Annotated in this window: 22 protein-coding genes; 11 read left to right on the plus strand and 11 right to left on the minus strand. The window is 44.1% G+C overall.

The window, feature by feature from the left end:
* Positions 1 to 60: 60 nt before the first annotated feature.
* The 4 genes from RMO55_RS04000 to RMO55_RS04015 form a co-directional block, all read right to left on the minus strand.
* Positions 61 to 852: a ParB N-terminal domain-containing protein gene (locus RMO55_RS04000; protein WP_310423863.1), complete on the minus strand. Its 792-nt coding sequence runs from the start codon at positions 850 to 852 to the stop codon at positions 61 to 63.
* A 44-nt stretch (positions 853 to 896) separates the two neighbouring features.
* Positions 897 to 2,264: an AAA family ATPase gene (locus RMO55_RS04005; protein WP_310423868.1), complete on the minus strand. Its 1,368-nt coding sequence runs from the start codon at positions 2,262 to 2,264 to the stop codon at positions 897 to 899.
* A gap of 130 nt (positions 2,265 to 2,394) precedes the next feature.
* On the minus strand, positions 2,395 to 2,694 hold the full coding sequence (locus tag RMO55_RS04010; RefSeq protein WP_310423870.1) for a hypothetical protein: 300 nt from the start codon (positions 2,692 to 2,694) through the stop codon (positions 2,395 to 2,397).
* 27 nt (positions 2,695 to 2,721) lie between these two features.
* Positions 2,722 to 4,068, minus strand: coding sequence for a D-alanyl-D-alanine carboxypeptidase (locus RMO55_RS04015; RefSeq protein WP_310423873.1), 1,347 nt, complete (start codon positions 4,066 to 4,068; stop codon positions 2,722 to 2,724).
* A gap of 482 nt (positions 4,069 to 4,550) precedes the next feature.
* Here RMO55_RS04015 and RMO55_RS04020 point away from each other — a divergent pair, with 482 nt between their 5' ends.
* On the plus strand, positions 4,551 to 4,973 hold the full coding sequence (locus RMO55_RS04020) for a response regulator (RefSeq protein ID WP_310423876.1): 423 nt from the start codon (positions 4,551 to 4,553) through the stop codon (positions 4,971 to 4,973).
* A 3-nt stretch (positions 4,974 to 4,976) separates the two neighbouring features.
* Here RMO55_RS04020 and aat read toward each other — a convergent pair whose 3' ends face one another.
* A complete protein-coding gene (gene aat / locus RMO55_RS04025; protein ID WP_310423879.1) occupies positions 4,977 to 5,561 on the minus strand; it encodes a leucyl/phenylalanyl-tRNA--protein transferase in 585 nt (194 codons plus the stop codon).
* A gap of 186 nt (positions 5,562 to 5,747) precedes the next feature.
* Between aat and ald the strand changes: the two genes are divergently transcribed.
* The 5 genes from ald (at position 5,748) to rpoD (ending at position 15,071) form a co-directional block, all read left to right on the plus strand.
* Complete coding sequence (gene ald / locus RMO55_RS04030) at positions 5,748 to 6,839, plus strand: alanine dehydrogenase (protein ID WP_310423882.1); 1,092 nt, start codon at positions 5,748 to 5,750, stop codon at positions 6,837 to 6,839.
* A gap of 96 nt (positions 6,840 to 6,935) precedes the next feature.
* Positions 6,936 to 8,468 carry a bifunctional phosphoribosylaminoimidazolecarboxamide formyltransferase/IMP cyclohydrolase gene (purH, locus tag RMO55_RS04035; protein WP_310423885.1) on the plus strand — a complete coding sequence of 511 codons (1,533 nt, stop codon included), beginning with the start codon at positions 6,936 to 6,938 and terminating at the stop codon, positions 8,466 to 8,468.
* 172 nt (positions 8,469 to 8,640) lie between these two features.
* Positions 8,641 to 11,991 (plus strand): amino acid adenylation domain-containing protein, encoded by a 3,351-nt coding sequence (locus RMO55_RS04040; protein WP_310423888.1) that lies wholly within the window; start codon positions 8,641 to 8,643, stop codon positions 11,989 to 11,991.
* Between the two features lie 118 nt (positions 11,992 to 12,109).
* Entirely contained in the window at positions 12,110 to 13,048 is a 939-nt protein-coding gene (locus tag RMO55_RS04045) for an NAD(+) kinase (protein WP_310423891.1), read from the plus strand.
* Between the two features lie 880 nt (positions 13,049 to 13,928).
* On the plus strand, positions 13,929 to 15,071 hold the full coding sequence (gene rpoD / locus RMO55_RS04050) for an RNA polymerase sigma factor RpoD (protein ID WP_310423894.1): 1,143 nt from the start codon (positions 13,929 to 13,931) through the stop codon (positions 15,069 to 15,071).
* Positions 15,072 to 15,352: 281 nt separating this feature from the next.
* Here the strand turns inward: rpoD and RMO55_RS04055 are convergent, their stop codons facing one another.
* Positions 15,353 to 15,760 (minus strand): Npun_F0494 family protein, encoded by a 408-nt coding sequence (locus RMO55_RS04055; RefSeq protein WP_310423897.1) that lies wholly within the window; start codon positions 15,758 to 15,760, stop codon positions 15,353 to 15,355.
* A 245-nt stretch (positions 15,761 to 16,005) separates the two neighbouring features.
* On the opposite strand from RMO55_RS04055, the gene RMO55_RS04060 reads away from it, so the two are divergent.
* On the plus strand, positions 16,006 to 16,194 hold the full coding sequence (locus RMO55_RS04060; protein ID WP_310423900.1) for a hypothetical protein: 189 nt from the start codon (positions 16,006 to 16,008) through the stop codon (positions 16,192 to 16,194).
* Between the two features lie 83 nt (positions 16,195 to 16,277).
* On the opposite strand, the gene RMO55_RS04065 is transcribed toward RMO55_RS04060, so the two are convergent.
* From RMO55_RS04065 to RMO55_RS04080, 4 genes are read right to left on the minus strand one after another with little or no spacing between them, the layout of a single operon-like run.
* Complete coding sequence (locus RMO55_RS04065) at positions 16,278 to 17,069, minus strand: peptidylprolyl isomerase (protein WP_310423902.1); 792 nt, start codon at positions 17,067 to 17,069, stop codon at positions 16,278 to 16,280.
* Between the two features lie 10 nt (positions 17,070 to 17,079).
* Positions 17,080 to 19,302, minus strand: a complete 2,223-nt coding sequence (locus RMO55_RS04070) for a response regulator (RefSeq protein WP_310423905.1) — start codon at positions 19,300 to 19,302, stop codon at positions 17,080 to 17,082.
* Between the two features lie 27 nt (positions 19,303 to 19,329).
* The gene (locus tag RMO55_RS04075) at positions 19,330 to 22,152 is read right to left on the minus strand and encodes a peptidase domain-containing ABC transporter (RefSeq protein WP_310423908.1); all 2,823 of its coding nucleotides are present in this window, start codon (positions 22,150 to 22,152) and stop codon (positions 19,330 to 19,332) included.
* Between the two features lie 33 nt (positions 22,153 to 22,185).
* A complete protein-coding gene (locus RMO55_RS04080) occupies positions 22,186 to 22,785 on the minus strand; it encodes a helix-turn-helix domain-containing protein (RefSeq protein WP_310423911.1) in 600 nt (199 codons plus the stop codon).
* A gap of 348 nt (positions 22,786 to 23,133) precedes the next feature.
* On the opposite strand from RMO55_RS04080, the gene RMO55_RS04085 reads away from it, so the two are divergent.
* The 4 genes from RMO55_RS04085 (at position 23,134) to RMO55_RS04100 (ending at position 25,961) form a co-directional block, all read left to right on the plus strand.
* The gene (locus RMO55_RS04085; RefSeq protein ID WP_310423914.1) at positions 23,134 to 24,279 is read left to right on the plus strand and encodes a phosphotransferase; all 1,146 of its coding nucleotides are present in this window, start codon (positions 23,134 to 23,136) and stop codon (positions 24,277 to 24,279) included.
* A gap of 6 nt (positions 24,280 to 24,285) precedes the next feature.
* Positions 24,286 to 25,341 (plus strand): T3SS effector HopA1 family protein, encoded by a 1,056-nt coding sequence (locus RMO55_RS04090; protein WP_310423917.1) that lies wholly within the window; start codon positions 24,286 to 24,288, stop codon positions 25,339 to 25,341.
* Positions 25,338 to 25,463, plus strand: coding sequence for a hypothetical protein (locus RMO55_RS04095; protein ID WP_310423921.1), 126 nt, complete (start codon positions 25,338 to 25,340; stop codon positions 25,461 to 25,463). The genes RMO55_RS04090 and RMO55_RS04095 overlap by 4 nt, the downstream gene beginning before the upstream one ends.
* 258 nt (positions 25,464 to 25,721) lie before the next feature.
* Positions 25,722 to 25,961 carry a hypothetical protein gene (locus RMO55_RS04100; protein ID WP_310423925.1) on the plus strand — a complete coding sequence of 80 codons (240 nt, stop codon included), beginning with the start codon at positions 25,722 to 25,724 and terminating at the stop codon, positions 25,959 to 25,961.
* Positions 25,962 to 26,046: 85 nt separating this feature from the next.
* Here RMO55_RS04100 and RMO55_RS04105 read toward each other — a convergent pair.
* A partial coding sequence (locus tag RMO55_RS04105) for a BNR-4 repeat-containing protein (RefSeq protein WP_310423928.1) occupies positions 26,047 to 26,857 on the minus strand: 811 nt, incomplete at its 5' end.

Raw genomic sequence — 26,857 nt, forward strand, 5'->3', positions numbered from 1 at the left:
GGCAATTCATGAATTGCCCCTACCTCGATTTTTGTTTCGGATCTGAAGATACGATCGATCTTATTTTAATTTACTAATAATTTCCTTGATCTTTGCATCGCCTAAACCCTTGACTTCTTTTTTAAGAACATCCCAGTCATTAAATTTTTGTTCGAGTTGAGTATTTCGTTTGGCAATAATGTTAGCAAATAGTTTCCTGGTACCTTTAGATATCCCAGAGCGTTCCATTTTCCCATCAAGCTCTTCTTGATTGAGTTTGTTAATTAAGTCGAGAGGATTATTTGATATCGGTGGAACGATCGTCGGTGGAGTAATTATTACTGGATCTATTATGGGTGGAATTATTGCAACTGGATCGATTATCGGCGGAGTGATTACAGTTCGCTCGATTATAGGTGACACATTTATTGATTCTTTAAGTATATCTAAAATCTTTTTTTGTTCGGCAAGTTGGTCTATAATCGGCTTTAATTGCTGAGAAATAGCCACGACTAGTGCTGGGAATAATTGCTCGATACTAGCAGGAAGAGATTCTGATGATGTATGACAATCTATTATTGGATCAATGGCTAAGACAGGAGTAAGTACTCGATCTTCTTTTAATAAATGTAATTGATCGATCGCCGATTGGTGAATATTAGTATCAATCACAAAGGCATTAACCATTTCTGCATTCTTTAAGTCTTTTTCCTTCGCTATTACTGCTGCATAATATTCTCGGTGCCCCTCAACAACTGTATACTTTTGGACACCAATCGATCTCAATATTAACGGACGAAGTAATCCATCAGTTTTCAACATCAAATCTGCCAGTTGTTCTAGTTCTGATTCTACAAAATTAGATCTAGGCAAATCTGAACTGATACTTTTTACATCTACAAAATAACATTTAATCATTAATTTAGCCCAATCTTAGTTAAAACTTCATCTGCCAAGATCTCAAACTCCATCGCTGATGTTTGGGCTGTACTTTTCACCTCATCGGCATATTTAAAGATTGATTTTGGATCTGGATATTCAATATCACCGATGATGACAGTTTTATTGAAAGATTCTGACAAGGCGGTGCGATCGTAAATCACTGATTCCATTAAAGGCATTTCGTAGCGATTACCAATTACTTCTCTCTGTTTGGGAAAAGTAAATTCAATAAATCGAGCATTGGTGGAAATTTTAGATGCTAATACTCCCAATACATTAATTGGTTGTTTTCCAAATGTTTTTCTATTTTCATTTATGTTTTTGATGAAATTCTTAACAGTGGGCAAACCTTGATTTGCAAATGGTTTCAGATCGGATGGAATAATTAGATAGTCTGCGGTAAGTAGTGCAACTTCTGCATAAATATCACGAGAAGGTGGGGTATCAATAATCACTAGATCGTAACTATTTTCAACACGCTTGAGTTTTTCTGATAATCTGGTGCGACTTGCCATCGTTGTTGTCAAATCTACCTGCTTATCAATTAAATTGATATGTGCTGGAATTACATCAATTTCTGGATTGCTAAAATATTGTGAGGCTCGAACAATCTCGTGGATGAAATTGCTGTCAGCAGTACTAATCAGATTGCAAACATTTCGATCTCGTAAGTCATCTTCTTCTTCAAATTGAAACTTAACTAAACCTGTTGCAAAAGTACTATTTGCTTGAGCATCAATATCAATTAATAGTACTCGGTAGCCTTTTTTACTAAAGGCTGCGGCTAGATTGGTAGAGACGGTAGTTTTACCGACACCGCCTTTGTTATGGTAGATGGCAATAGTTTTCATAGATGACAAAGAGGAAGATGGATCGGGAATAGAAAGAGATACAGTTGTTGGCAATGGTAACTGAGTTTGTAATCGATCGCGTCCGATTAATTGGGCTATATCTGCTAATTTATCATCAATGTCTCGTCCTGCACAGCTAAATATTAACTTAGTCGTTCCAAAGATTTGCTGATAAATTCTTAGCTCTTTACCATTTGTCAATAAACCGTAAGTAATATTTAAACTAGTTAAATAATTGCGGATCTGATAGACATGTTTGTCTAGATTCTTGCGCGGATGCTTGGCTTCGATAATTAAGCCCACAGGAGACTTATTATCAGACTTGAAAGGGAGTTTCTGGGTGAAAGCAAGAAAATCTAGTCGGATCTTACCAAATTTTACTTCCTGATGCCATGTGTCGGGAGAGTAGCCTAGTTTTGGCAGCAGGTAGTGAACTATTAGTTTACTTTCAACCTCACTTTCGTTTTGACATAGTTCGGGATTAAAACTCAATATAAACCTCTAATATTGGCATTGTCTTTTTGTAATACTATTTCTCCTTAGTTTTGCACTCAATCGAAAATAGTGCGTTATCTTACGAGATAACGCGCCAGATCGATCGCATTTAACTATCAACGATCGATTAACGTGTAATTCCGCGAATCATATATCCTAGCACCAAGCCGATTGCTGAAGCACCTGCTTTTCCGGTTTGGAGAAAGTCTGTCCAACCATTCTGGATATTGCCCAAAATATCAACATTTTGAAACTGTTGAGCGAGCACTAATCCGTGGTTCTTAATGTCAAATTGTAGCGGTAAATTAGTAGCAATATCCATCATCGTCGGGTGAGCTAACTGAACCAGCTCGAGATCGATCGTCATGGCTAACATCGTAAATAGCATAAATTTAACTAAGACTGGAACTGTGCTTATTGTGCCCATCCATGCCATCAGATCGATCGAGTAAACTTAGGGAGATTTAGGGATAATCGCTATATTACGATCTGGATCGCCAAAATAGGCGGGATCGCGATCGTGTTTGGTAACCACTAGTGGTGTCGGGGTGACTCGTCCCCATTCTTTGATGAGGGATTGTAATAAGGTATCTTGTTGTTGGCGGAGTTTGGCAATTTGAGAGCCTTTATTGACAATAACAAACCAAACTAATCCCCGATCGCGTGTGGGTAATACGCCACCTAGTGCGCTAACCTCATTAAGGGTACCTGTTTTCATTGTTGTACCTACAGGTAAATGTCGATCTTTGAGGGTACCGACATATTCGGCTCCCGCAACGGGAAAAATATCTGCCAGGTTTAGGTTCGCAGGTTGAAGTGTTTGGTGGAGAGTGCGGAAGATTTGACAGACGGCGCGGGGAGAGAGACGATTTTGGACTCCTAAACCGGAACCATTGATGAGTTGAATCTCCGCTGGTGGAAATTTGGCGGTAGTTGAAACGATTTTCATTACCTGCTCTGCACCCCCGACACTATCGGCGAGGATTTGAGCAATTTCATTATTACTGTAAATATTCATCTGCCGCACTATATCAATTAATGGCAGCGATCGATGGCGAATTAGTGGTGTAATTACAGTGGGAGGATCGCTAGTCACAATTACTTTACCAACGATCGATACTTGGGGCAGTTTGGTGGTAGTTTCCCTCACTGCTGTCGGTAGTTTGACAATATTGACATCTTTAAATTCAGTCTTGAGCAGTGTGGGAGGGAGATTGATTCCCGTCAAGGCTTGTTTGAGTAATTCTCCCGCTTTTTGCGGATCGGCTTTATAGTTCATGTGGAATTTATCCACTATTAATAGATTGCCATTAACCCGATTAATGCCCAATTGATTTAAACTCTGTGCGAGGGCAATTGCATCTTCCCAGACAAATAAGGGATCGCCATTACCACGAACGATTAAATCGCCTTCTAATGTCCCCTGGCTAATTTTACCGTTGGCACTGACGATCGTCTCAAATTGTTTGTCTAGCCCCCAGGTGCTAATTGCTGCCAGAGATGTGGCTGTTTTGGTCAAGGAGGCAGCAGCAACTGGAATCGTACCATTTCGATCGATTAGCAGATTACTATCGGTTTGGAGCCATACTGATTGTTTTTGAGGATCTAAACCAATCGCTTTGAGGGTTTGGATATATTGGGCGATGGTTTTTTCGACTCCTGGTTCTACTGGCGTGGGCGGATTGATCCACGATAATCCTTGCCAAGTCACAGCTTGTGTTGGTGAAACTGGCGGTGCATTTTTCACTCCAGCTAGATTTAACCACATCCCCATAAGTCCAGAAGAAACTAATTGCAGCATATTAAATTAGTTGAAAGTCGAAAGCTTGCACTGAGCGTAGCGTCTCCGTCAGGAGAAGTGTTGAAAGTTGAGATCTGGCGGAAACCGCTAAATCTAGTGATTTCACTCAACCATCGATTATGACACTAGATCCGCTCGTTAAGATAGTTGGCTGGATGATTTGGTACCAATTTTAGAGCTAGTGGGGAGTATTGCTGTGGTTGACAGATTGTCATACTCAAATCTGAAATAATTCGATCGACACCGATTAATCGTCGAATACATCGGCTATGATATTAACTTATATTATTCCCCTCTCCCTGTTATTTAAAATTTTTTGATAAATGAAATTAGTTGTTACTGGTGGAAGGTCAGACACCAATAAAATCCCGATCGTTGATGATTCTCCAGAAATTTTGTCGATACCCGATATTTAGCTAGGAGCAAGTCTTCTACGCGCTGAATGTTATCCTCCGTCCCTTTTATTTAAAAAATTTTGATAAATGAAATCAGTTGTTACTGGTGGAAGGTCAGACACTAATAGAATCCTGATCGTTGATGATTCTCCAGAGATTTTGTCGATAACCGATGCAATTCTATCCTCCGCAGGGTATCAGACGATCGCGTATGCCGAAGGATTAATCGCTCTGCAAATTATGGAGTTAATACCCCCAGATTTGATTATTCTGGATATTAATATGCCCAAAATCGATGGGTATGAGATGACGAGACGGATTAGAAGTAATTCGGTTTGGGATCTTACGCCGATTCTACTATTCACTGCACTCGATCCATCCCGAGCTGCCGTTGGGTTAGAATGTGGTGCCGACGATCTACTCTCCAAACCTTTCTCGATCGAGGAGTTGCTCGGTAAAGTGGGTTTGCTACTTCATTCTCGTTATCGTCAACAACTTCGAGCTGGTTAGGTTTTAGAGATTAAATTTGCAAGTCTGTTTGATGGCTGTTGCTAATAACTCCTGATATGCTTGGGTGTCGATCGTGTATGCACCGAAACGTTCGAGGTGAGGATTAGTCATTTGGGCATCAAACAGACTGAACTTTTGCTGGCGGAGATGATTGACGAGTTGCACCATTGCCACTTTAGAACCTTCAGGGATATTAAAAAACATCGATTCCCCGATAAATGCGCCGCCGATCGCAATCCCCAGGATACCACCAGCTAATTCATTTCCTTGCCAGGTTTCAAAACTATACGCCCAACCTGCTTGGTTTAATTCCCAGTAGATCTCCTGAAGTTCGCCCGAAATCCAGGTTGTATCTCGATCTGCACAACCCTTTACAACCGCCTGAAAATCCCCATTAATCCTAACTGCAAATCGGTGTTGATTGATTACTCGCTGCAAAGATGTGGGATAGCGAAAGCGATCGTCGAGTGGAATCAGCGCATGTTCGCTGCTAGAATACCACTGAAGACCGCTGTCTTCATCGTCTGCCATTAAGAAATTACCTTGGGAATAACCTTCGATAATTGCTGGGAGATAATATTTACTCATGAAAGGCTGGAGATTTTGGGTTTTAGGGTTTGGGATTTGGGCTAGATCGAGATCGTCTCTTCATCCTTTACCCTTTGCCTAAAAAACTGTAAAGCAAATTGGATTGGAAGTAGCCTAATACTCATTCTCAAACTGATACCCTCCCTATTATGATGGTAATTGTGACGACAACCACGGGTATAAAACATGGAAATTGGCATCCCCAAAGAAACCAAAGACCAAGAATTTCGGGTCGGATTAACTCCTAGTATCGTGCGGACATTAGTCGATCGAGGACATCAAGTATACATCGAAACCAATGCTGGAGCAGGCTCTAGCTTCACCGATCCTCAGTATATCCAAGCTGGAGCCAAGATCGTTCCGACAGCCGCCGCCGCTTGGGATCGAGAAATGGTTGTCAAAGTCAAAGAACCGCTCGCTACAGAATACTCATACCTCCAAAAAAACCAAATCCTCTTCACTTATCTCCACCTCGCTGCCAATCGGACTCTCACCGAGCAACTCATCGATATTGGCGTGAGCGCGATCGCTTATGAAACAGTAGAATTACCAGATCGGAAACTCCCCCTGCTCGCACCAATGAGCATCATCGCGGGTAGGTTATCCGTCCAATTTGGGGCGAGATTTCTAGAGAAACAACAGGGGGGTGGTGGTGTTCTCCTCGGTGGTGTACCTGGCGTACAACCTGGGCAAGTTACCATCCTCGGTGGGGGGATCGTGGGCACAGAAGCCGCACGGATGGCGGTAGGAATGGGTGCACAGGTAACGATCCTGGATGTCAATGTCGATCGATTGAGCTATTTGGAAACTATTTTTGGTTCTCGCGTTACTTATCTCTACAGCAATGCTACTAATATCGAAACGGCCGTCCGCAGTGCCGATCTAGTCATTGGTGCAGTGCTCATCTTGGGCAAACGTGCGCCGATCCTCGTCTCCAAGGCTTTAGTCGAGCAGATGAAACCAGGCTCCGTCATAATCGATGTCGCTGTCGATCAAGGTGGGTGCATTGAGACGCTACGCCCCACTTCTCATACTAATCCCGTGTACATTGAATCGGGAGTCGTACACTACGGCGTGCCAAATATGCCTGGAGCCGTACCTTGGACGGCAACACAAGCCTTAAATAATAGTACCGCACCCTATGTAATTAAATTAGCCGATCGAGGATTAGACGCTCTGACACTGGATCTCAATCTAGCAAAAGGTATGAATGTTCGATCGGGTTCGATCGTTCATCCGGCTGTGCAAGAGGTTTTTCCCGATTTACCAGCCTTTTAATCGCGAGCTAAGTTAACGTCGATGCACGAGGGTAGTAATCGATCGAGATACCGGAAAACCGATATACTAGCGACTAGCCATTCTCCTCACGAACATATGACTCGTTTAGCACTCCTGAGTGTATCTGACAAAACTGGATTAATTGAATTTGCCCGTCAATTAGTCGAAAAATTTGACTTTGAGATTGTCAGCAGTGGGGGTACCGCTCAAGCATTGAAGGCTGAAGGGATTCCGGTGATGAAGGTGGCTGAGTATACAGGCGCACCGGAAATATTGGGTGGGCGGGTGAAGACTTTGCACCCGAAAATACATGGGGGGATTCTCGCGCGCAGAGATTTACCCGAACATTTAGCAGATCTCGAACAGCACCAAATTCGCCCGATCGATCTAGTCGTAGTTAATTTATATCCCTTCGCTGCCACAATTAGCAAGCCTGGAGTTAGTTTAGCAGACGCGATCGAGCAAATCGATATCGGTGGCCCTGCCATGCTCCGCGCTTCAGCGAAGAATTTCGCTCACTTGACAGTATTGTCTAATCCCGATCGATATGCTGATTATCTCGCAGAATTGACCAAAAATAACGGACAAGCCTCGATCGAGTTCCGTCAAGCTAGAGCATTAGAAACATTTCAACATACCGCCGCCTACGATACTGCGATCGCGGGTTATTTAGCAGCCCAAGCAGGGGAAACAGGAAATTATCAAATTTCTGCCCAACCATTGCAATCGCTCCGCTACGGCGAAAATCCCCACCAACCAGCCGCCTGGTATCAGACAGGTGCTGTACCGACAGGTTGGACGACGGCAAAGATATTACAGGGCAAAGAACTCAGCTACAACAATCTCGTCGATTTAGAAGCTGCACGCCGCATTATTGCCGAGTTTGGCGACACTCCCGCCGCCACGATTATCAAACATAACAATCCTTGTGGGACAGCATTAGGCGATACCTTACTCGAAGCATACGATCGAGCTTATGATGCCGATTCTACCTCAGCCTTTGGCGGAATTGTCGCTGTCAATCGTCCACTTGATGCCGATACCGCACAATCGATGAGCAAAACCTTCCTCGAATGTATCGTTGCACCTGAATGCACCCCTGAAGCTGCGGCGATCTTCGCCACCAAGAAAAATCTCCGCATTTTAACATTGGCAGATTTAGCGACAGGTACCAAAGATAATGTCAAAATTATCGCTGGGGGAATTTTAGTCCAAACCGCCGATGAAGCGATCGAAACTACCACCGATTGGCAAGTAGTCACCACCAAACAACCCACCGCATCAGAGTTACAAGAACTTCTATTCGCCTGGAAAGTTTGTAAGCACGTTAAATCTAACGCGATTGTCGTCACCAAAAATCGCGCTACTATCGGCGTAGGTGCCGGACAAATGAATCGCGTCGGCTCTGCTAAAATTGCCCTCGAACAAGCCGGAACCCACGCTCAAGGCGCAATCCTCGCCAGTGATGGTTTTTTCCCCTTCGACGACTCTGTCAAAACAGCCGCCGCCGCCGGAATTACCGCGATCGTCCAACCTGGTGGTAGTATGCGAGATAACGATTCGATCGCCGCTGCCAATGAATTAGGTATCGTCATGGTATTTACAGGTGTTCGTCACTTCTTGCATTAGGGGGCAACAGACCTCGATTTGCTCTTTTGTCTGAAACTTTGTGTGTTTTCTTGTTAGATTTGATGATTTTGAGGGATTAATAAGATCGATGTCTTCTATTGCGATTTAATAGCGATTGTGAGTTGAATTGTTATAGGATATCGGTCTTAAATATTCTCTTTTCAGCGAACCAATGTCGATTAATCAAATTTTAACAACTCCTGCGAGCCAAAACCCAGCCGCAGGATCGGTCCCGACCAAGATCGAACTTGCACCGTTTCAGCATCCCTATTTGCCAATCGAAACAGCTATTCAAACTCGCACAGCTTGCCAACGCTATCCAATTTCACTGGCACATCTCCAGGGGAAAGGCTACTTTGATGGCGATTTTTTTAAGTCCAACAACGAACAGGTAAAATTGAATTCCCTGTTAAGCATATTTGCAGCATATTGTGCGCGACTTTCCCCAGAATCAGAATTTGACTTAGGGTTAAAAATCGAGTCCCCAAATCGCACCGCTGCCATATTTCGCCACCAGATGCCGATTCGCATCCAAATTCAGCCAGAGGAATCATTCCGCCAGTTTAGAGAGCGGCTGGAAGCGTCGCTAGATCTGGCCGATCGGCTGAGTAAAACTAGTGATACCATCCAAGATGATTTGCCAAGTTGTGTATTACCAGTCACGATCGTCATTGCAGATCGCCCCGATCGTTTGGATGTGCAGGATCTAGATGCATTAATGACTTTCGTTGCTTATGAAGATGGGAGCTTGCCAGAATTAGTACATGCAGGGGCACTCACTCAAATCGATAGTGAGGCGATCGTCCGACAACTTCAAAGTTTAATCTTAGCTTGTGTCGAACAGCCAGAGCAACCGCTGGGGCGACTACCATTACTGTCTACTGTCGAACAGCAGCAATTATTAATCGATTGGAATCAGACTCAAACACCCTTCCCGACAGATGTCTGTATCCATCAATTATTCGAGCAGCAGGTAGCACAGACTCCTAACTCGATCGCCGTTGCCTGTGAATCGCAACAATTGACTTACCGAGAATTAAACGATCGAGCCAATCAATTAGCCCACTATCTGCTGCGCCAAGGAGTCCAACCCGATACATTTGTGGGGCTGCAGATGGAAAGATCGATCGACATGGTTGTCGGTTTACTGGCAATTCATAAAGCAGGTGGCGCGTATTTACCCCTAGATCCCGATTTTCCCGCAGATCGTCTCGCTTTGATGTTGGCAGATTCCCAAGCTCCAATTATCCTGACACAGCAGCGGCTAATTCCCAAATTGGCAATTGAGGATAATCTCCAGGCGATCGCGATCGACACCAATTCGGGCGAAATTGCCCAGCAACCCGCTACAAATCCGCAAACTGATGTCAACCCCACAAATTTGGGTTATATCATCTACACCTCCGGTTCGACCGGAAAGCCCAAAGGCGTGATGGTAGAACATCGCAATGCCGTCAACTTTTTCACGGGGATGGATGCGCGCATCGATTGCCACCCAGGGGTATGGTTGGCGGTGACGAGTTTATCCTTTGACATTTCCGTGCTAGAAATATTCTGGACGCTGACACGGGGATTTAAAGTAGTCATCTATAACGCCAAAACAGAACGTACTCAAGGAGAGCAAGATAATTCGATTGCAGCATTAATCGATCGACATCAAGTCACGCATCTACAATGTACGCCATCAATGGCGAGTTTGCTAATTGGCGATCTGACTACCCGCACCGCGATCGGTCAAATTCAGACGATGATGGTTGGTGGTGAAGCTTTAACCGAAGCCCTCGCGCTGCAACTCCAGCAGATTATTCAGGGACAAGTACATAATATGTATGGCCCTACCGAAACCACGATCTGGTCTACAACCTATCCCCTGAGCGCGGTTGAAGGTGTGGTGCCATTGGGAAAACCGATCGCCAATACCGAATTATACATCCTCGACAAGCTCCAACAACCAGTTCCCATCGGCATCGCAGGCGAATTACTCATCGGCGGAAAAGGCGTGACACGCGGGTACCTGAATAGACCAGATCTTACCCAAGAGCGGTTTATCCCCAACCCGTTTAATGCCGATCCTACCGCCCGTTTATACCGCACTGGCGACCTCGTTCGCTATCGGAGTGATGGCAATCTCGAATTTCTGGGACGGATCGATTTTCAGGTCAAAATCAGGGGATATCGGATCGAACTGGGCGAAATTGAGACAATATTAGGTCGGCATGAGACAATTAGGGAAGTCGCGATCGTCGTGCGCGAAGACGTACCTGGCGATAAACGACTAGTCGCCTATTTCGTCCCCCAACCTGGCCAAGAGCCGACAGCGGCTATCCTCCGCACCCATTTGCGCTCCCAATTGCCTGAGTATATGGTGCCCTCTAACTTTATCCCGCTCCAGGCATTTCCCCTCACCCCAAATAACAAAGTCGATCGCAAGGCATTTCCTGCGCCCCTACTAACGCAACAGGTAGAAGCAACAGCTCATACCAGCGATCCCCACCAGCCGATCGAGCAAAACCTAATTGAGATTTGGCAGAAAATATTACAAATCGAAGCAGTAGACATCACCGACAACTTCTTCGATTTGGGTGGACATTCACTTGTCGCTCTGGAATTGTTCGCCCAAATCGAGCGAATTTGGAACAAACGGTTATTTTTGTCAATTTTATTTCAGTCACCAACGATTGCCGAACTTGCTAATATTATCCGTCAATCCGAAGATCTCCATGCTTGGTCGCCATTAGTTCTACTCGCATCAGGCGGTGAAAAATCACCTTTATTTTGCATTCATCCCGTCGGCGGGAATGTGTTAGGTTATTACGATCTAGCCAAAATAATCGGTATCGATCGACCTGTTTATGGGCTACAAGCGCGGGGAATTAATGGAGAACAACAGCCATTCGATCGAATTGAAGATATGGCTAATTACTTCATTGAAGCAATTCAAACAGTTCAGTCACAAGGTCCTTACTTTCTACTCGGTTACTCTTTTGGCGGCATCATCGCTTTTGACATCGCTAGACAACTAACAGCGGGCGGAGCAAAAGTTGCTTTCTTGGGTTTACTGGATCTCAGATACCCTGGGATTAAGGAGGCCAGCGTATCATTCTCCGAATTGTTAACTATTCAGTTAAATACCATCAAAGAACTTACACTAAAACAGCAGATAAAATATATTTTCGATAAAATATTTAAACGCAGAGCAGTCAGCGACAAAGATCGATATCGAGATGAAGTGGTGACAGCATTATCCGATCTCGAAACCTTTACACCTGAATTGTTAAGTGTTTTAGATTGTAATTGGCAAGCCGCCGGAAATTATCAACCTCAAGTTTATCAGGGAACAGCCAGTCTATTTTGGAGCGACCACCAACTTGATTATATCGATCGACACCCCGATCTGGGTTGGGGAGATCTAGTTGCTGGCGATTTAGATATCGAGCATATTCCTGGCGACCATAATACACTAATGAAAGAACCTAACGTTCGAGTCCTAGCTGAAAAGTTGAAAATACTTTTTAAGGAGTAGGGGGTAGGGGAGTGAATAGTGGATAGTGAATAGTGAATAGTGGATCGAGCGTCCCCTTTACCCTTTACCCCTTCCCCCTTCCCCCTTCCCCTTTACCCTTTCCCCTACCCTCTACCCCGTGGAACTCAAAAACGTCATCATCGTTCATAAAGCTGGAGATCGCGGCAGCAAAGCCCTCGCGGAAAAATGCGTCAAACAACTCGAACAACTCGGTTGTGACGTGATGATGGGGCCGAGTGGAGCCAAAGATAACCCCTATCCCGTCTTTCTCGCATCCACCAGCAAACCGATCGATCTGGCGATCGTTTTGGGTGGAGATGGTACGGCACTGACCGCCGCACGGCATCTATCCCCCGATGGCATCCCAATTTTAGCCGTCAACGCAGGGGGGCATTTAGGCTTTCTGACCGAACCGCTAGAATTATTTAATACTGATGCACAGATCGATGGTAAGTTAATCTGGGAAAGGCTCTTGCAAGATCTATACGCGATCGAAAGGAGAATGATGCTCCAGGCACATATTTATGATGGAGACGATCGCAACGCCGAGCCAGACAGCGAAAGATTCCTCGCGCTTAATGATATGTGCATCAAGCCAGCCGCAGCAGATCGGATGATTACTTCGATCTTAGAAATGGAAATCGATGGCGAAATCGTCGATCAGTATCAAGGCGATGGTTTGCTCGTATCTACCCCCACAGGCTCGACTTGCTATAATGTATCGGCAAATGGTCCGATCGTTCATTCCGGCATGGCTGCAATTACGATTGCGCCAATTTGCCCTCTCAGCCTCTCCAGTCGCCCAATTGTCATCCCACCTGGCTCTACCGTTAGTATTTGGCCATTAGGCGATTACGAACTTAATACTAAACTTTGGACTGATGGAGTGCTAGGCACCTCAATTTGGCCAGGACAGCGAGTAGATGTCCAAATGGCCAACTGTCAAGCCAAGTTTATCATTCTCCGCGACAACTATTCCTACTACCAAACCCTGCGCGAAAAACTCCTCTGGGCAGGTTCCCGCATTCGCTACGATCATCATCATACTAGGAATTAGGTTTTAGGTTTTAGGTTTTAGGTTTTAGGTTTTAGGTTTTAGGGGAGAAGTGTCTTCACTCCCCGCTGTCTTGGAAAAGTCCTCCACTTGGGGAAACCCCAAGACCGGATTTTCCGCTCCCCGCTCCCTGCTCTAAAACAAAAGTACTAAATATTGCCTAATTAATGCCACTTTCAGCAAATTAACGCACAGTTGTAGCGTTAAATTAGGTGGGCAAAGTGAAACTAAACAGTTAGACTATGGATCGAGAGCGGTAAATTATTTATCCCGATTCTCTCAATCCAGGGGCTACACCAACAAATTGACTTAAGGCTCTAGTTAGATCTTTGTAACAAAGTTGACCATCTAATCATAAAAATAAGTCTCCACTGCTCGATCTCCAACAGCATTGCGATTAACTATTGAAGTCTAAAATAACTAGATGCGTCTCAACGGTTAGTAAGTAGTCAACCTAGATCCAAACATCTTTCATGCCGATCTGTCCAGATTTCGATTCCGCCAAGCCGATGCTGAGGGAAAGGTATCTGCTTCAAGTTGGAACGATGCGATCGAAGTAACAGCTAGGTAACTTTACTTATGAGAGTGCAATCTGGATAAATTGATATTTTAATTAACAATCAAAACTGGCAAAAATTTTAATAAGAGCTACAATCAAAAGGGTTTTCCTAAATCAGGAATACTTTCTCGATCGAAGACTATTAATTATCCGGTGTTCGAGATTAACATTTCAGCTTGAGTAGCTCTCGTAGGACGATCTTTCTCCCGCGCAGATCTCGACGATCTGAATTGTTAAAAATTGGTAAACAACAAAACGATTTCCTGCCGAAATATAGTATTTACATAAGTTCATTGTTATTGATAGGAGTAAGAGGAACCACACATGACCCAGGCTAAAGACATGCTCGCAACCTTAACGACTAAAGACTCCGACACCGAGTTAGAACTACTGCTTGACGACGAAGCTGATGCTGACGACTTTACTGCTGACTCTGACGGTGAATCTGATGTCGAAGACGAGGATGGCAAGCTGGGGAAGGTGAAAGCCTCCCGCCGCCGCGTTCAAACTAAGAAAAAACAATTCACAGAAGATTCGATTCGGCTATACCTCCAAGAAATCGGTCGAATTCGCCTCCTCCGCGCTGATGAGGAGATCGAACTAGCCAGGAAAATCGCCGATCTGCTGGAATTGGAGCGGATGCGAGAAAAACTCCTCAATGACTTGGATCGCGAACCCCACGACAGGGAGTGGGCAGAGGTTGCGGCAATGCCCCTCAATCAGTTTCGCCATCGGTTATTTTTAGGCCGACGTGCTAAGGATAAAATGGTCCAGTCGAACCTCCGATTGGTAGTTTCGATCGCCAAAAAATACATGAATCGCGGTCTTTCTTTCCAAGATTTAATTCAGGAAGGAAGTCTGGGTTTGATCCGCGCTGCTGAAAAATTCGACCACGAGAAAGGTTATAAGTTCTCTACATATGCAACCTGGTGGATTCGTCAAGCAATTACGCGGGCAATTGCCGATCAATCGCGGACAATTCGTCTCCCAGTTCACTTATACGAAACTATTTCTCGGATTAAAAAGACGACTAAATTACTTTCTCAAGAAATGGGTCGCAAACCCACAGAGGAAGAGATTGCAACTCGGATGGAAATGACGATCGAAAAACTGCGCTTCATTGCTAAATCTGCACAGTTACCAATTTCCCTCGAAACACCAATTGGGAAGGAAGAAGATTCCCGACTTGGTGACTTTATTGAAGCAGATGGAGAGATGCCCGAAGATCAAGTATCTAAGAGTTTACTCCGTGAAGATTTAGAAGGGGTGCTCGATACATTAAGCCCTCGCGAACGTGATGTTTTACGCCTACGTTATGGTTTGGATGATGGACGGATGAAAACATTAGAAGAAATCGGTCAGATCTTCAATGTTACCCGCGAACGCATTCGTCAAATTGAAGCTAAAGCTCTACGCAAACTGCGTCATCCAAATCGGAATAGTATTCTCAAGGAATATATCCGTTAATTAGTGGATAGTGAATAGGTGGGCAATGCTCACCGTCTAGGTTATGTGCTAATAGCAAAAAAACACTATCTTTCAAGATGGTGTTTTTTTGTTACGATTTTATATCGATCGACTTCAGGTTTACTATTTAGGAATAGATGGCTATCGTTTAGTCGATCTCAGTCAGCTTTTACCGATCTAGATCTCGATCTGTTGGTGCGCTGCATCCAAATGCCATCGCGCTTAGAAGCCATGAAAACCTTTCTGACAGGACATTCCTCACCTTTACCTGCTAATTGAGGCTAGAACGGCAGCCGGAGCCAACGTGCAATCCAATTACGGACCCGATCTATTATCCCTACCGGAGCTAATATTCCGCCAGCGGCTTCCCATTTTTCGACTAATTTCAATCCCAAGGGAGTCAAGCGAAAACTATCGGTCAAACCTTGTCCATCCACTTCTCGTCGCAACATCCCCACTTTAATCAACCAGTTGGTAGCTGATTCTACAGTCAACTCCGAGAGTGGATAGCGGGTATAGCCAGATTGAACACCGAGATCGCCAGCCAACTTGGGTACGGAGACACTTTCCCAGCGCATTTTAGCAAAAAGAGCTAAGTGAAATGGCGCACAGCGGAGAGCGAGTTCGGCTCGATCGATCGTTTTATTTGGATAGGAGATAATTTTACCAGAAGTAGGAGTAGCAACCACGATCGCAACATCTCAAGAGAAATAACTACGTCTATTGTAGCGTGTCAGCCACCAACACCAAGATAAATGGCGGATGTTGTCGATCGATAAATATGGGAAATTTAAGGAAGCTTAAATAATTAAATCTCCAACAACGATCTACATCACCGTTGAGACTACATTCTTCACTAGCAAAACTTTCATTCAGGCCGACTCCCTCTACCTGAATTTCGCTCTAAACAGTCCCTTCTCCCCACATAACGATCGTGTCTAGCGACGAAACACCCAAAGTCCCTTTTCCTTGGTCGGCATTCTTGAGTCAACCAGTATTTAATCCCAAATTCAAGCTGATTCTCAATCCTGGATTATTTCAGCAAGTATATCAAATTCGCCTGCTAGAAAGTTGTCTCCAGAAACAGCTTCCCGCTGCTAGATATCGGAATCTTAGTAGCTAGTATCAGACGGCGTAAATAAAGAGACTATTCGGATGGAAATCGGTCGGGAATAGTCCCGTAACTTGCATCGCTTACTAATAGTATCATTGCAGTGGTTTTTCTTCAGACCAGCTAATTCTAGATCGATCTTTGGGATGCTCGGCAATTGCTGCTGCCAACCATCGATCGAACATCTCCGTTAAAATTTGTTGGCGAAGCTGCTCGTCCAATTGAGGTTCGACGATCTCCTCCACTTGGATCAGATGAACGCCAATAGCACTAACAACCGGATCGATTAATTGGGGCGGCTTTGCGGCAAACACTGCTGCGGAAATTTCTGGACGAAGTTGTTTGCGCCCTACTTTGCCAACATATCCACCTCGGCGGCGGAGTTCGGGGACTGAAATATATCGATCTGCTACATCTGCAAATCTCAGATCGCCTTCTTGGAGAGAGTAAAAAATCTCCATTGCCAACTCGCGATCTTCCAGAATTACCTCATAGATCATGGCATAATTATAGTCGAGTAAGTTCTGGTGAAAAAATTGTTCGACTCGATCGCTAAATAAATGTGAGGCAAGTTTTTGAGCTAGTAGCTCCTGCGTAATCATGTATTCAAAATCATCGAGAGAGATCGATCGATCTTGCAACCATTTGTTAGTTGCTTCGGCACTTTCTAACTGATTGACGAGCCGAAACTGGTCGGCTGCTGATTGCAATTCCGCCGTAACAATCTGAATTTCAGCTAGTTGGACTTGGCATTCGATAATTTGACGGCGGATAATCCCCTGAATTAGTTCGGGAATTTTGCCGGAAATTTTAGCTTCATAAATTAAATCTCGATCGTTAATTTTAGGATAATTAGTTTTTTCGATCGATCGTCCGTTCGGCTGCATTTACTAATAATTATTTATTGGTTAATTTTTTAAATGGGTCGAGCACGAAATCGATAATGCGGCGATTGCGAATTATAATTTCGGCAGTTGCTGGTTGACCTGATTTGAATGGGATACAATTACCTTCGTGCTGGATACAGGCTTGACCTAATTGCACTTCGATATCATAACTAGCGATCGAACTACCTTGAGGGATTTGGGTTAGTTTAGAATTAGGCGCGATCCAGATCAGCTTACCTTTGACAACATCGTAGCTTTCAAAGGGGAATTCATCGAATTTGAGTTTAACATCTTTTGGTGTGGAACTTGCAGATCGACTGTCATCTAACGACGATCGCAATGATTCGCTCTGAGTGGCTGGAATTTCGCCTTTAAAGACCAGTCCGCTGGTATTGGAAGCAATTTCGGCAATGAGTTGTTTGGGCTGGACGACAGCACCTTCTCGCTCGATCGGTAATTCAAAAATCGTCCCGTCGGCATTAGCTTTAATTGTATATTTGTCTAGTTGTTTGGAGAGGAAATTGTTTTGAGCGAGATCGCGATCGATCTGAGATTTTAAAGTCACAATTTGGCTCTCAATTTCTTTGAGTTGCTGGTCTGTTCTGAGTAGGGCAATATTTCCCCCTTTTGCCAAACTTTGCGAACCACGTTGTTGCTCGGTCAGTCTAAGTTTGGCTTGATCGATATCAGATCGAGTGCGATCGACTGTTCCCTGATAAATTTCTTGTTGTTCTTTGAGTCTTAATCGGGCTTGAGCGATGTCTGCCTGTGCTTGTTGCAATAGTTTCTGATAGTTTTCTTGTTGTTCTTTAACACGAAGTTTTGACTGTTGAAGACTGGCAAATGCTTGAGTAAATAGTTGATTTTTTTCTAAGGCAATGCTGGCAATTTCTCTAGATTTGACTTGAGCGATCGCGCCAGTTTGATAGAGATTCTGATAGCGATTCACTTCATTCTGCGCATCTTTGAGACGATTTTGAGCGAGGAGATAGTTGGTTTGAGCATCAACAACGCCTTGTTCGGCTTGGCGCACCTGGGTAAGTTTTTCGGCTTTTTGGAGATTATAACTGGATTGACGATCGGCCAGAGTTTGTGCGGATTGATGTAGCTGTGTTAATTTTTCAGCAACTTGATTTTGAGCGATGGATTGGAGATTGGCGATACTCTGTCGCGCTTGAGCAATTTGGGATTGTTTTTCTAATAATTGAGCTTGGTTTTGTTGTACTTGGGCATTGGTACCCAATCCTACCTGATTTTTCATCAGTAGTAACTGATTTAACTGTTGTCGATCGCCATCGAGTTTCAGTTGATTTTGATTGAGTTGTTCGCGGACATTTTTGGAGTCAAGTTCCATAATTGTCTGTCCAGCTTTGACTCGATCGCCTTTTTTGACATGCACTTTGATAACAGCAACACTGCCCTCAATATCGGCTTCTCTTTTGATAGTATTGCCTTTAAATTCTAATCTACCTCGGGCGGTACCGATCTCATCCATTCGGTACAAACAAGCCCAAGGAATTGAAATTCCGAGGAATGCTACTAAAAAATATAATAATCCCCGCGTCCACGGCAAGGGCATCATATCAATTAATTCTTTGGCAGCATTCGACCAATCATTAAGACTACTAAATGTGGTCTGATAAATCGATGTAAATTGAGTGGTCAAGTTATCGCCAAAATCAGTAGGTGCGAGTTTAGTTTGACGATTATTTGGTTCGATCGATCCGAGATTTTCGGTGGGAATGGATCTGTTGAATTCTACAATCTTATCTCGTTGGTATAGACTTTCCTGCGGAGCATCGAGAGATCGTGAGGATACCTGTCGAGCGGCTACAGCTCGAATCATATCGGCTATTTTGAGATCGAGATTATCTTTGACAATATATGCATGAGTATAGGCAGATAGCGACTCACTCAGCTCTTGAGTAAGTTCGTAACTACTGAGGATAATTATTTTGATCTGGGGATATTTATTGTTAATTATGCGTGCTGTTTGGATGCCATCGAGTTTCGGCATATCGAGGTCGAGTAAGATGATATCGGGGTCTAAATAGTTGAGTTGTTCGATCGCGCTGTCGCCATCGATCGCCGTACCGATCGCCTGTATATCTGGATTTGGGTGCAGGATCGACTTGAGTTTTTCTCTAATTACCCGACAGTCATCTACTAATAATATTTTAATTGTCGATTCTTGGTGGCGATCGTCGATCGGATAAGATAAATTATTAACCATTAATTTTATTGACTTAATACGATCTATTTATTCTTGAATAGTGGTAAGCTGCTGCTGATTCAAATGATAATATTGTCCTTTTTTGGCCATCAATTGAGGATGATTGCCACTTTCGATTAATACACCTTTATCTAAGACTAAAATTAGATCGGCATTTTGGACTGTCGAGAGTCGATGAGCGATAATAATCGTACTGCGATGGCGGCGAATTTTTTCTAAGTTAGTTTGAATGATCCGTTCTGATTCGGTATCTAAACTACTAGTTGCTTCATCAAAGATTAATAGTCGCGGATTGTTTAGTAAAGCACGCGCGATCGCAATTCTTTGGCGTTGTCCGCCCGACAACATGCTGCCACCTTCGCCGATTTCGGTATCGTATCGCATTGGCATCTTATTAATAAATTCATCGGCACCTGCTAGCTCTGCGGCGCGTTCGACTGCCGATCGATCTGCACCTGGTTTGGCAAGCGTGATATTATCTTTGACGGTACCGCTAAATAAAAATGTATCTTGATCGACTACTCCTACTTGCGATCTCAAAGAATGGAGTGAAATATTTTTCAGATCCTTACCATCGATCTCGATCGATCCACTCGTCGGTAAATATAGCCCTAAAATTAATTTTGACAGCGTTGTTTTACCAGAGCCACTGCGACCGACTAAGGCGATCGTTTGACCTGGTTTAATCTCAAAGTTAATATTTTCGAGTACATTAAATTCGGCATCCTTATTATAGCGAAAGGTAACATTGTTAAATTTAACGTAGCCCTGCAATTTACCAATGTCTTGACGATGTGTTTCTCGATCTTCCTCTGGTTTAGCTTCAATCACATCGCAGATTCGCTCGATCGCAATCCCAATTTCTTGCAATTTATTCCACAGTCCAGCCAATCTCTGAAAGGGACTAATCACATTAGCTGACAACATATTAAAAGCAAATAGTTGACCGATCGTAAATTCACCTGAAATCACCAGTGATGCACCAATCCAAAGCAATGCTGTACTGCTAATCATATTAATTGCCGAGCTAATTACCTGGATTTTGATATCGATAATTTGACCGCGATAGGTTTGTTTAATTTCCTGATTGAGTCGTTCTTCCCAATTCCAGCGAACGGATTTTTCAACAGACATTGATTTGATCGTGCGCACGCCGTTGAGAGATTCGATCAGATAGCTATTTTGAGCATTGCTAGCATTAAATATCTCCCGCGACATCTTCTTCAGAAATGGAGTGGAAGCAAAGGTGAGAATCAAAAACGGTGGAATTGAGATCAGCGTGACTAGTGCCAACTTCCAACTATAGATAAACATCAGCGTCGCATAGACAAACACTGACATCAAATCTAGTAAAACTCCTAAAGATTGTCCGGTGATAAAACTTTGGATCTTATGGTTTTCCTGAATCCGCGAGATGATATCACCCACATGCCGCGAATCAAAATAACTCAATGGCAAACTAAACGCATGACGGATAAAGCCAATCAGCAACGCCGCATCGATTCGATTGGCAGTATGTGCCATCAAATATTGACGCAAAGCAGTCATCGCAATTTGGAAACCACCAAAGATTAGCAACCCGACTCCAAAGGCGGCTAAACTACTCTCAGATTTGTGAATTATGGCTCGATCCAAAATTAATTGGGTGAAAATTGGCGCGATTAGCCCGAACATTTGTAAAACGATCGAAGCCATGAAAATCTCGGAGATCGTGACGCGATGGGGTGTAACGAGCTGAAATAGCTGCCAAAAATCAGTAGATTTTCCTTCAGTTTTGGTCAGTGCCAACGTGGGTTCTATCAATAGACAAAAACCCGTCCAGCCTGTGACAAATTCGGCATGAGTCAACTTGCGTTGCCCGATCGCTGGATCGCAAATAATTACATGCTGGGGGCTAATTTCAAACACTACCACATAGTGATTGCCCTCCCAGTGGGCGATAACTGGGAGTTTCTGACTGGCAAGTCGATCGAGACTTGCTTTGACTGGACGACTATTAAATCCCAAATTTTCGGCAGCATTTGCCACACCCTTGAGCGATGCGCCATCGCGACTGACATAAGCTAACTCCCGCAGGCGGTTGATATTAAACTCCTTGCCCCAATATCGCCCCACCATCACGATACAGGCAGCACTACAGTCGGAAGCACTGTGTTGTGCGTAAAAGGGGTAGGTGTGGGTAACTTTTTTCCACCACTGCCCCATTTTCTGGCTGGGAGTCGGAAAATAAGCTGCTTTGAATCGATCGGGAGCGGCTGGGGCTGGCTGCGCTGGCGCATCTCTGCGGGACTGAACGGTTGCTAACGGGTGAATTTGCTGGGCGGCTAATGGCGGCTGCGGGCGATGTACTGAGCCTGTCGAAGTGTAAAGTCCGCGTTGCGCAACCTTGAGCACTGAGGGGTCGATTTCACCCCTGACGATCGCATCGAGATATTGGGCACGTTGGCTCAGATGGCTCTGGATCGCGGGATACTTGCCCCACCAAGCCCAGACGCGCTCGCTAGGGATGAAGCCTAAGGATATTTCCACCCCGCCTACCACCAGAGCAGCTTTAGCGGTGTAGCGGCTAAAGTCTGCATCTGGAAATAGCGTACTCGCACCAAAACTCTTGCCAGCAGTCAGAGTGGCGATCCGCCGATCCTGAAGATCGAATAATCGCACTTTGCCCGTCAAAACAACATAAATGCCTGACGGGCTGTCGCTGGAGTGCCAAAAGCTTTGACCGGGAATCACCGCGAGCATCTGAGTCTGCGCTTGGAGCTGGGGGAGATCTTCCGGTGCAATGTCCGTTCCTAGCACTGAGGTGAATAGATCGCCTGAAATAGCAGTAAGTGCCGAATTTTGAAGCATGAGTGACGCTGATAGCGAATTTGGATAGATCGGCTATTTGGCTGAAGTGTGCCGATCGTGTAAATCGGCAATAATCAGACGGTGAGATGTGCCTGAAATATATCGATCGTGTAGATCGGCAACGATCGAACGGTGAGATCTGGTACTGGAATCTGGCTGCTGCTGGGTATCTACAGCTAATTCAGCTTCAATTTCTTCGATCAGCCGATTGATATGTCGGGCACTGACCCCAATCTTAAATTCTTGGGCTAAATGTTTGCTCAACCATTGCCCCGTCCAACGTGTGAAGGGATATCCCAAGTCTTTGGGACTTACAGCGACTAGTTCCTTCAGTCGAGCACGATAGTCGGATGTCACAGTTTTGGGGCGACCGATCGGTTGTGTTTGCCAATTGTGGGCGCAACCTGATTTGGCCATCAAAATCCAGTAACGGGCGGTTAACGGCGAACAGCACAACATTCGACAAATTTGGGTCTGAGTTTTACCCTCATCTGCCAATAGCATGATTTCAATGCGCTGTCGGTATTCGGGTGTTTGCTCGATTTCTAGCTGTTTTGTCAGTAATTGACGCTGAAATGTAGTTAAATATTGGCTCAACAATTTCTCCTGACTAAATTGTTTAGTTTGAGTCATGATGCTTTTTTTAACTTTGGAATTTTAAGAGAATATTATGCGATGTTTAAGGTATAACATTTTTTACTTTACTATTTCTTAAGCTTAAAATTAAGAATAGTAAATATTAATACACGTACAATAATTGATTCGCTAGTGCAATCTGAAATTAAATCGGCTCGATTAATAAAAGATGTAAATTACATCAGCAATTATGCTGATTTTTGCAGAAAATCAGCAAGTGAAGGTGCTGAGATCCATTCGGGCAATCGACGTGATAATTTATTTACTTAAATTTAGATCGATAATTTCCACGAGAAATAAAATTAATCGATCGATATTTGATCGGGAGCTAGTTAGATACTTGATATGAAAACTATTTTAGACACAGACAATGTTTTTGATTATTTAATTGCTCGTGACTATTGCCAGGAGATCGATCGGGACACAATCAAGAGTGAAATAATTTCAGCCAAAAACTTTAATATTCTAATTAAAATTAACGAAGATTGTAGTTTGCTGGTCAAGCAAGAAATTCACGACGTTCATGGCGAAACTAGCGGGGAATTTTGGGCAGCTTGGCAAATGCAGCAACTGACCAAACATTTTCCAGACTTCGGCGAAAAAATTAGAGATTTTTTACCAGAATTACTATATTTCGATCCTGACAACTCGATTTTAATCGTCAAATACGCGACTGATTTTGACGATCTGGCTAGTTATTATCACCGATCGAATCAATTTTCAATTGTCATTGCTAGCGCGATCGGTCAACTACTAGCCACTATTCACAGCCATACATTTGAACGATCGGCATATCAACAATTTTTCCAAGCAAAGTCGGAGTTGAGAAGTGACTATACCGCCTTCAGTATCATTCGTCGCCTATCTCGGATTACGCCCCAAGTCTTTCAGATAATGCCGCCAGAATGCTTACAATTTTTCAAATTGTATCAACGTTTCCCCAGTTTATTACAAGCGATCGTCGATTTAGGAGAGGCGATCGAGCCTAGTTGTCTAATTCATAACGATCTCAAAATTAATAATATCCTCTTAGCTCTCAATTGGGATTGCCCCAGCGCGCAAGTGATTCGATTAATTGATTGGGAAAGAGCCAATTGGGGCGATCCAGCTTTCGATCTCGGTTGTATCTTGGGTAGTTATTTAGAAGTTTGGTTGGATGGTTTGATTATCGGCAATACCTTGAGTATTAATGAGTCTTTACAGCTAGCAACAACCCCTTTAGAATTGCTACAGCCATCCCTATTTAGCCTCACCCGATCTTATCTAGATGGCTTCCCAGCAATTGCGATCGCCCGTCCAGATTTTCTCGATCGAGTCATTCAATTTGCTGGTTTAGCTCTAATCCAACGAGTAGAAATCACGATCGATGAAGATCGCAGCTTTGGCAATCGCGGAATTATCATGCTCCAAGTTGCCAAACAACTGCTCTGCACTCCCCAATCGGCGATGAATACCTTATTTGGTAGCAATTACGATCGATTAACCAATTAAATAGAGATGATGTCAAACTTTCCACAGATATTAGCCGAAATAGTTGCAAAAATTCAAATCGAGCCAAACTTTACCGTCGCTCATCCCGACTATCCCCCACTCGAACTACGAGCGGATATTCTCGATCGACTGCAACGCATTTCACCCCAGCTCCAGTCAAAATATTTAATCCTGCAAGTCCAAAATTATCTCCACGATATCTACTTCAATCAGAGCTGGCTAGATCTCCAAACGATCGCTACCGCAGCAGCACAACCAGCACAAATAAAAAATAATCTCAGCGATGGAGTAGATATTGATTTTTGCCAACGGCTCCATCAGAGCAATAGCAGTCGCGGCTATCTCGATCTCGGTTGGAAAGTAGTCGCCACCGCCCCCGCAGGGGAATTAGTAGTCGTCAAAGATGGCTTGCACTTACATATCAACCCTCAACGACATTTACGATCGGACTCGCGCTCGGCGCAGATTGGTGAAATCGTCCCCATTTATCTACCGCACAGTCTCGTCAGTCGAGATACTTATATCATCGTGGGAAATTTGGGTACGCCGGCAAATGCCACACCCGCATTACCATCCGTCCAAATCTACTTTAACTTCACGCCAGATGCTGCCGTCACGATCGCCGAAAAGTTAACCCGCCAGTTAAATACACTAGAGCTTCCATTTCAGTTTGCCATTCTTCACGATCCGGCTTTATTTTACCGCTGCGATGGTGCTACGCTCTGGATCTCACAAGCTGATTACCTCACAGCCCAAACTGTTGTGGCAGAGATTTATCGAGCACACCAGACTGCATTTGCTGCCGATGTCCCTTTATTTACCAAGCAACTCGCCCCAGGATTGGGATTGGCAGAGGTTCCTACTACCCTCAGCACCTTTGGGATGCAACGGTGCGAAATCCTAGCGATGGGATTAGTAACTGCGTTCGATCTCGATCTAACTGCTGTCAACGACAAGCTAGACAAGATTTACGAGCAATTTGCTGCGGTTGGAATCGATCGATTCCAACCGCATCTCAATTTTGCTGCACTAGATTGTTACAAAATAGATGAATTTGAATGAATACAACTTTTATTTGGCTAAAACTAACACAATTAAGTCCACTCAAAATCGATCGATCTCGACTAGGACTAGGCGGCGTAAATAAAGAGACTATTCAAATGGGATTCGGGAATTGGGAATAGTCCAGTAACTTGCGCTGCCTAGTCCTAGAAGTCATCACAAAAGTGGTCTTTGTGTGCCTCTATACACTTTTCTAGGTAGTTTTCGATCTGGGGCGAGTAGATTTTAGACATAGTGTTTTGTCTTTTCTGTTCGCGCTAATGGGTTGTAGACCGACAGTCGATCGGGCATGATGATGTGTGACCGAAGTCGCACAGATTTTAGGATCTAAATCGGTCGGCGCAATCGACTTGTAACTTGTAATATAGGAATAATTGAATATGGCTCTCATTCAAATCTCCAACTTAAATCCTGCTGGTAGCGAATTATTTGCCGATACAGAAAGCTTTTTAACCGAACTCCAAGAAACTGACAGCCGTCAAATTTTCGGTGGTGGTGGTCATGGCTGCGGCGGTGGTAGCAAAAAAGGTAGCAAAAAAGGTAGCAAGAAAGGTAGCAAGAAAGGCAGCAAGAAAGGCAGCAAAGGTGGTGGTTACGGTTGTTACAATCCTTGCCACTAATCATTAATTAAATTACCATTAATTAATCTAAAAATTTAACCACTGAGTTAGTGCTTGTCTCAAAAGCAACAACTTGGTGGTTATTTTAGCGACAAATCAGATTGGTATCGTTGGCATTCGATGCTCGTTTTGAAGGAAACCCTTTTGGAGCGAGCATCGAGCAACCTGCTGGTGCTTGGAGATCTTTGCTCAATGCCATTCGCCAATTGTCACCACCATCGGAACTAGTCAAAATCGCCCGCTCATCCCACGGTAGTTCGTAGGTTTGATGTCCGCCACTACCAGATCCCTGAATTACTGTTCTGGGGACGTATTTATTGCTGCCATTTGGATTCAACGTCTGGGGTGCAAAATCTGGACGTTGATAGAGCATCATCTCGATATCATCGCCAAAGATCTCCAGTTCGATCGCTTGGGAGTGATAACTCAAGAAGAGTTTACCCGATCGCGGATCGATATTTAGATTGTGAAACCAGACATGGTAGTAATTGCGGAATGGACTGACTAGATGCTTGGTTTCCCACGCACCACCGTTACGGAGACGGTGCAGTGTCAGATCGAAGTAATAGCCATTTTCGCTATTTCGGCTGACACCATAGAGGGTATTCTGTCGATCGATAACCAATCCCAAATATGATGTTCCTTTACCTACCTGTTGGGGACTAGTCCACGCGGTGATATTGTGGGGGCGCAGACTCTTGGTATAGACAAATGGATCGTGATGTCCGTTGATGATGACATGCAGTATTCCTGTGCTATCGATCGCCATCACCGCCCAATTATGTCCGTCAGCGGCATTGGTGCCACCATAGCCCAGTAAGACAGGGGTGGAGAATTTCTTGCTCTGGCGACTGTATTTCGTAATATAGGTAGGCAATCCGCGCTGATAAATCGGA

The organism is Chamaesiphon sp. VAR_48_metabat_135_sub (assembly GCF_031418915.1).
GTDB lineage: Bacteria > Cyanobacteriota > Cyanobacteriia > Cyanobacteriales > Chamaesiphonaceae > Chamaesiphon.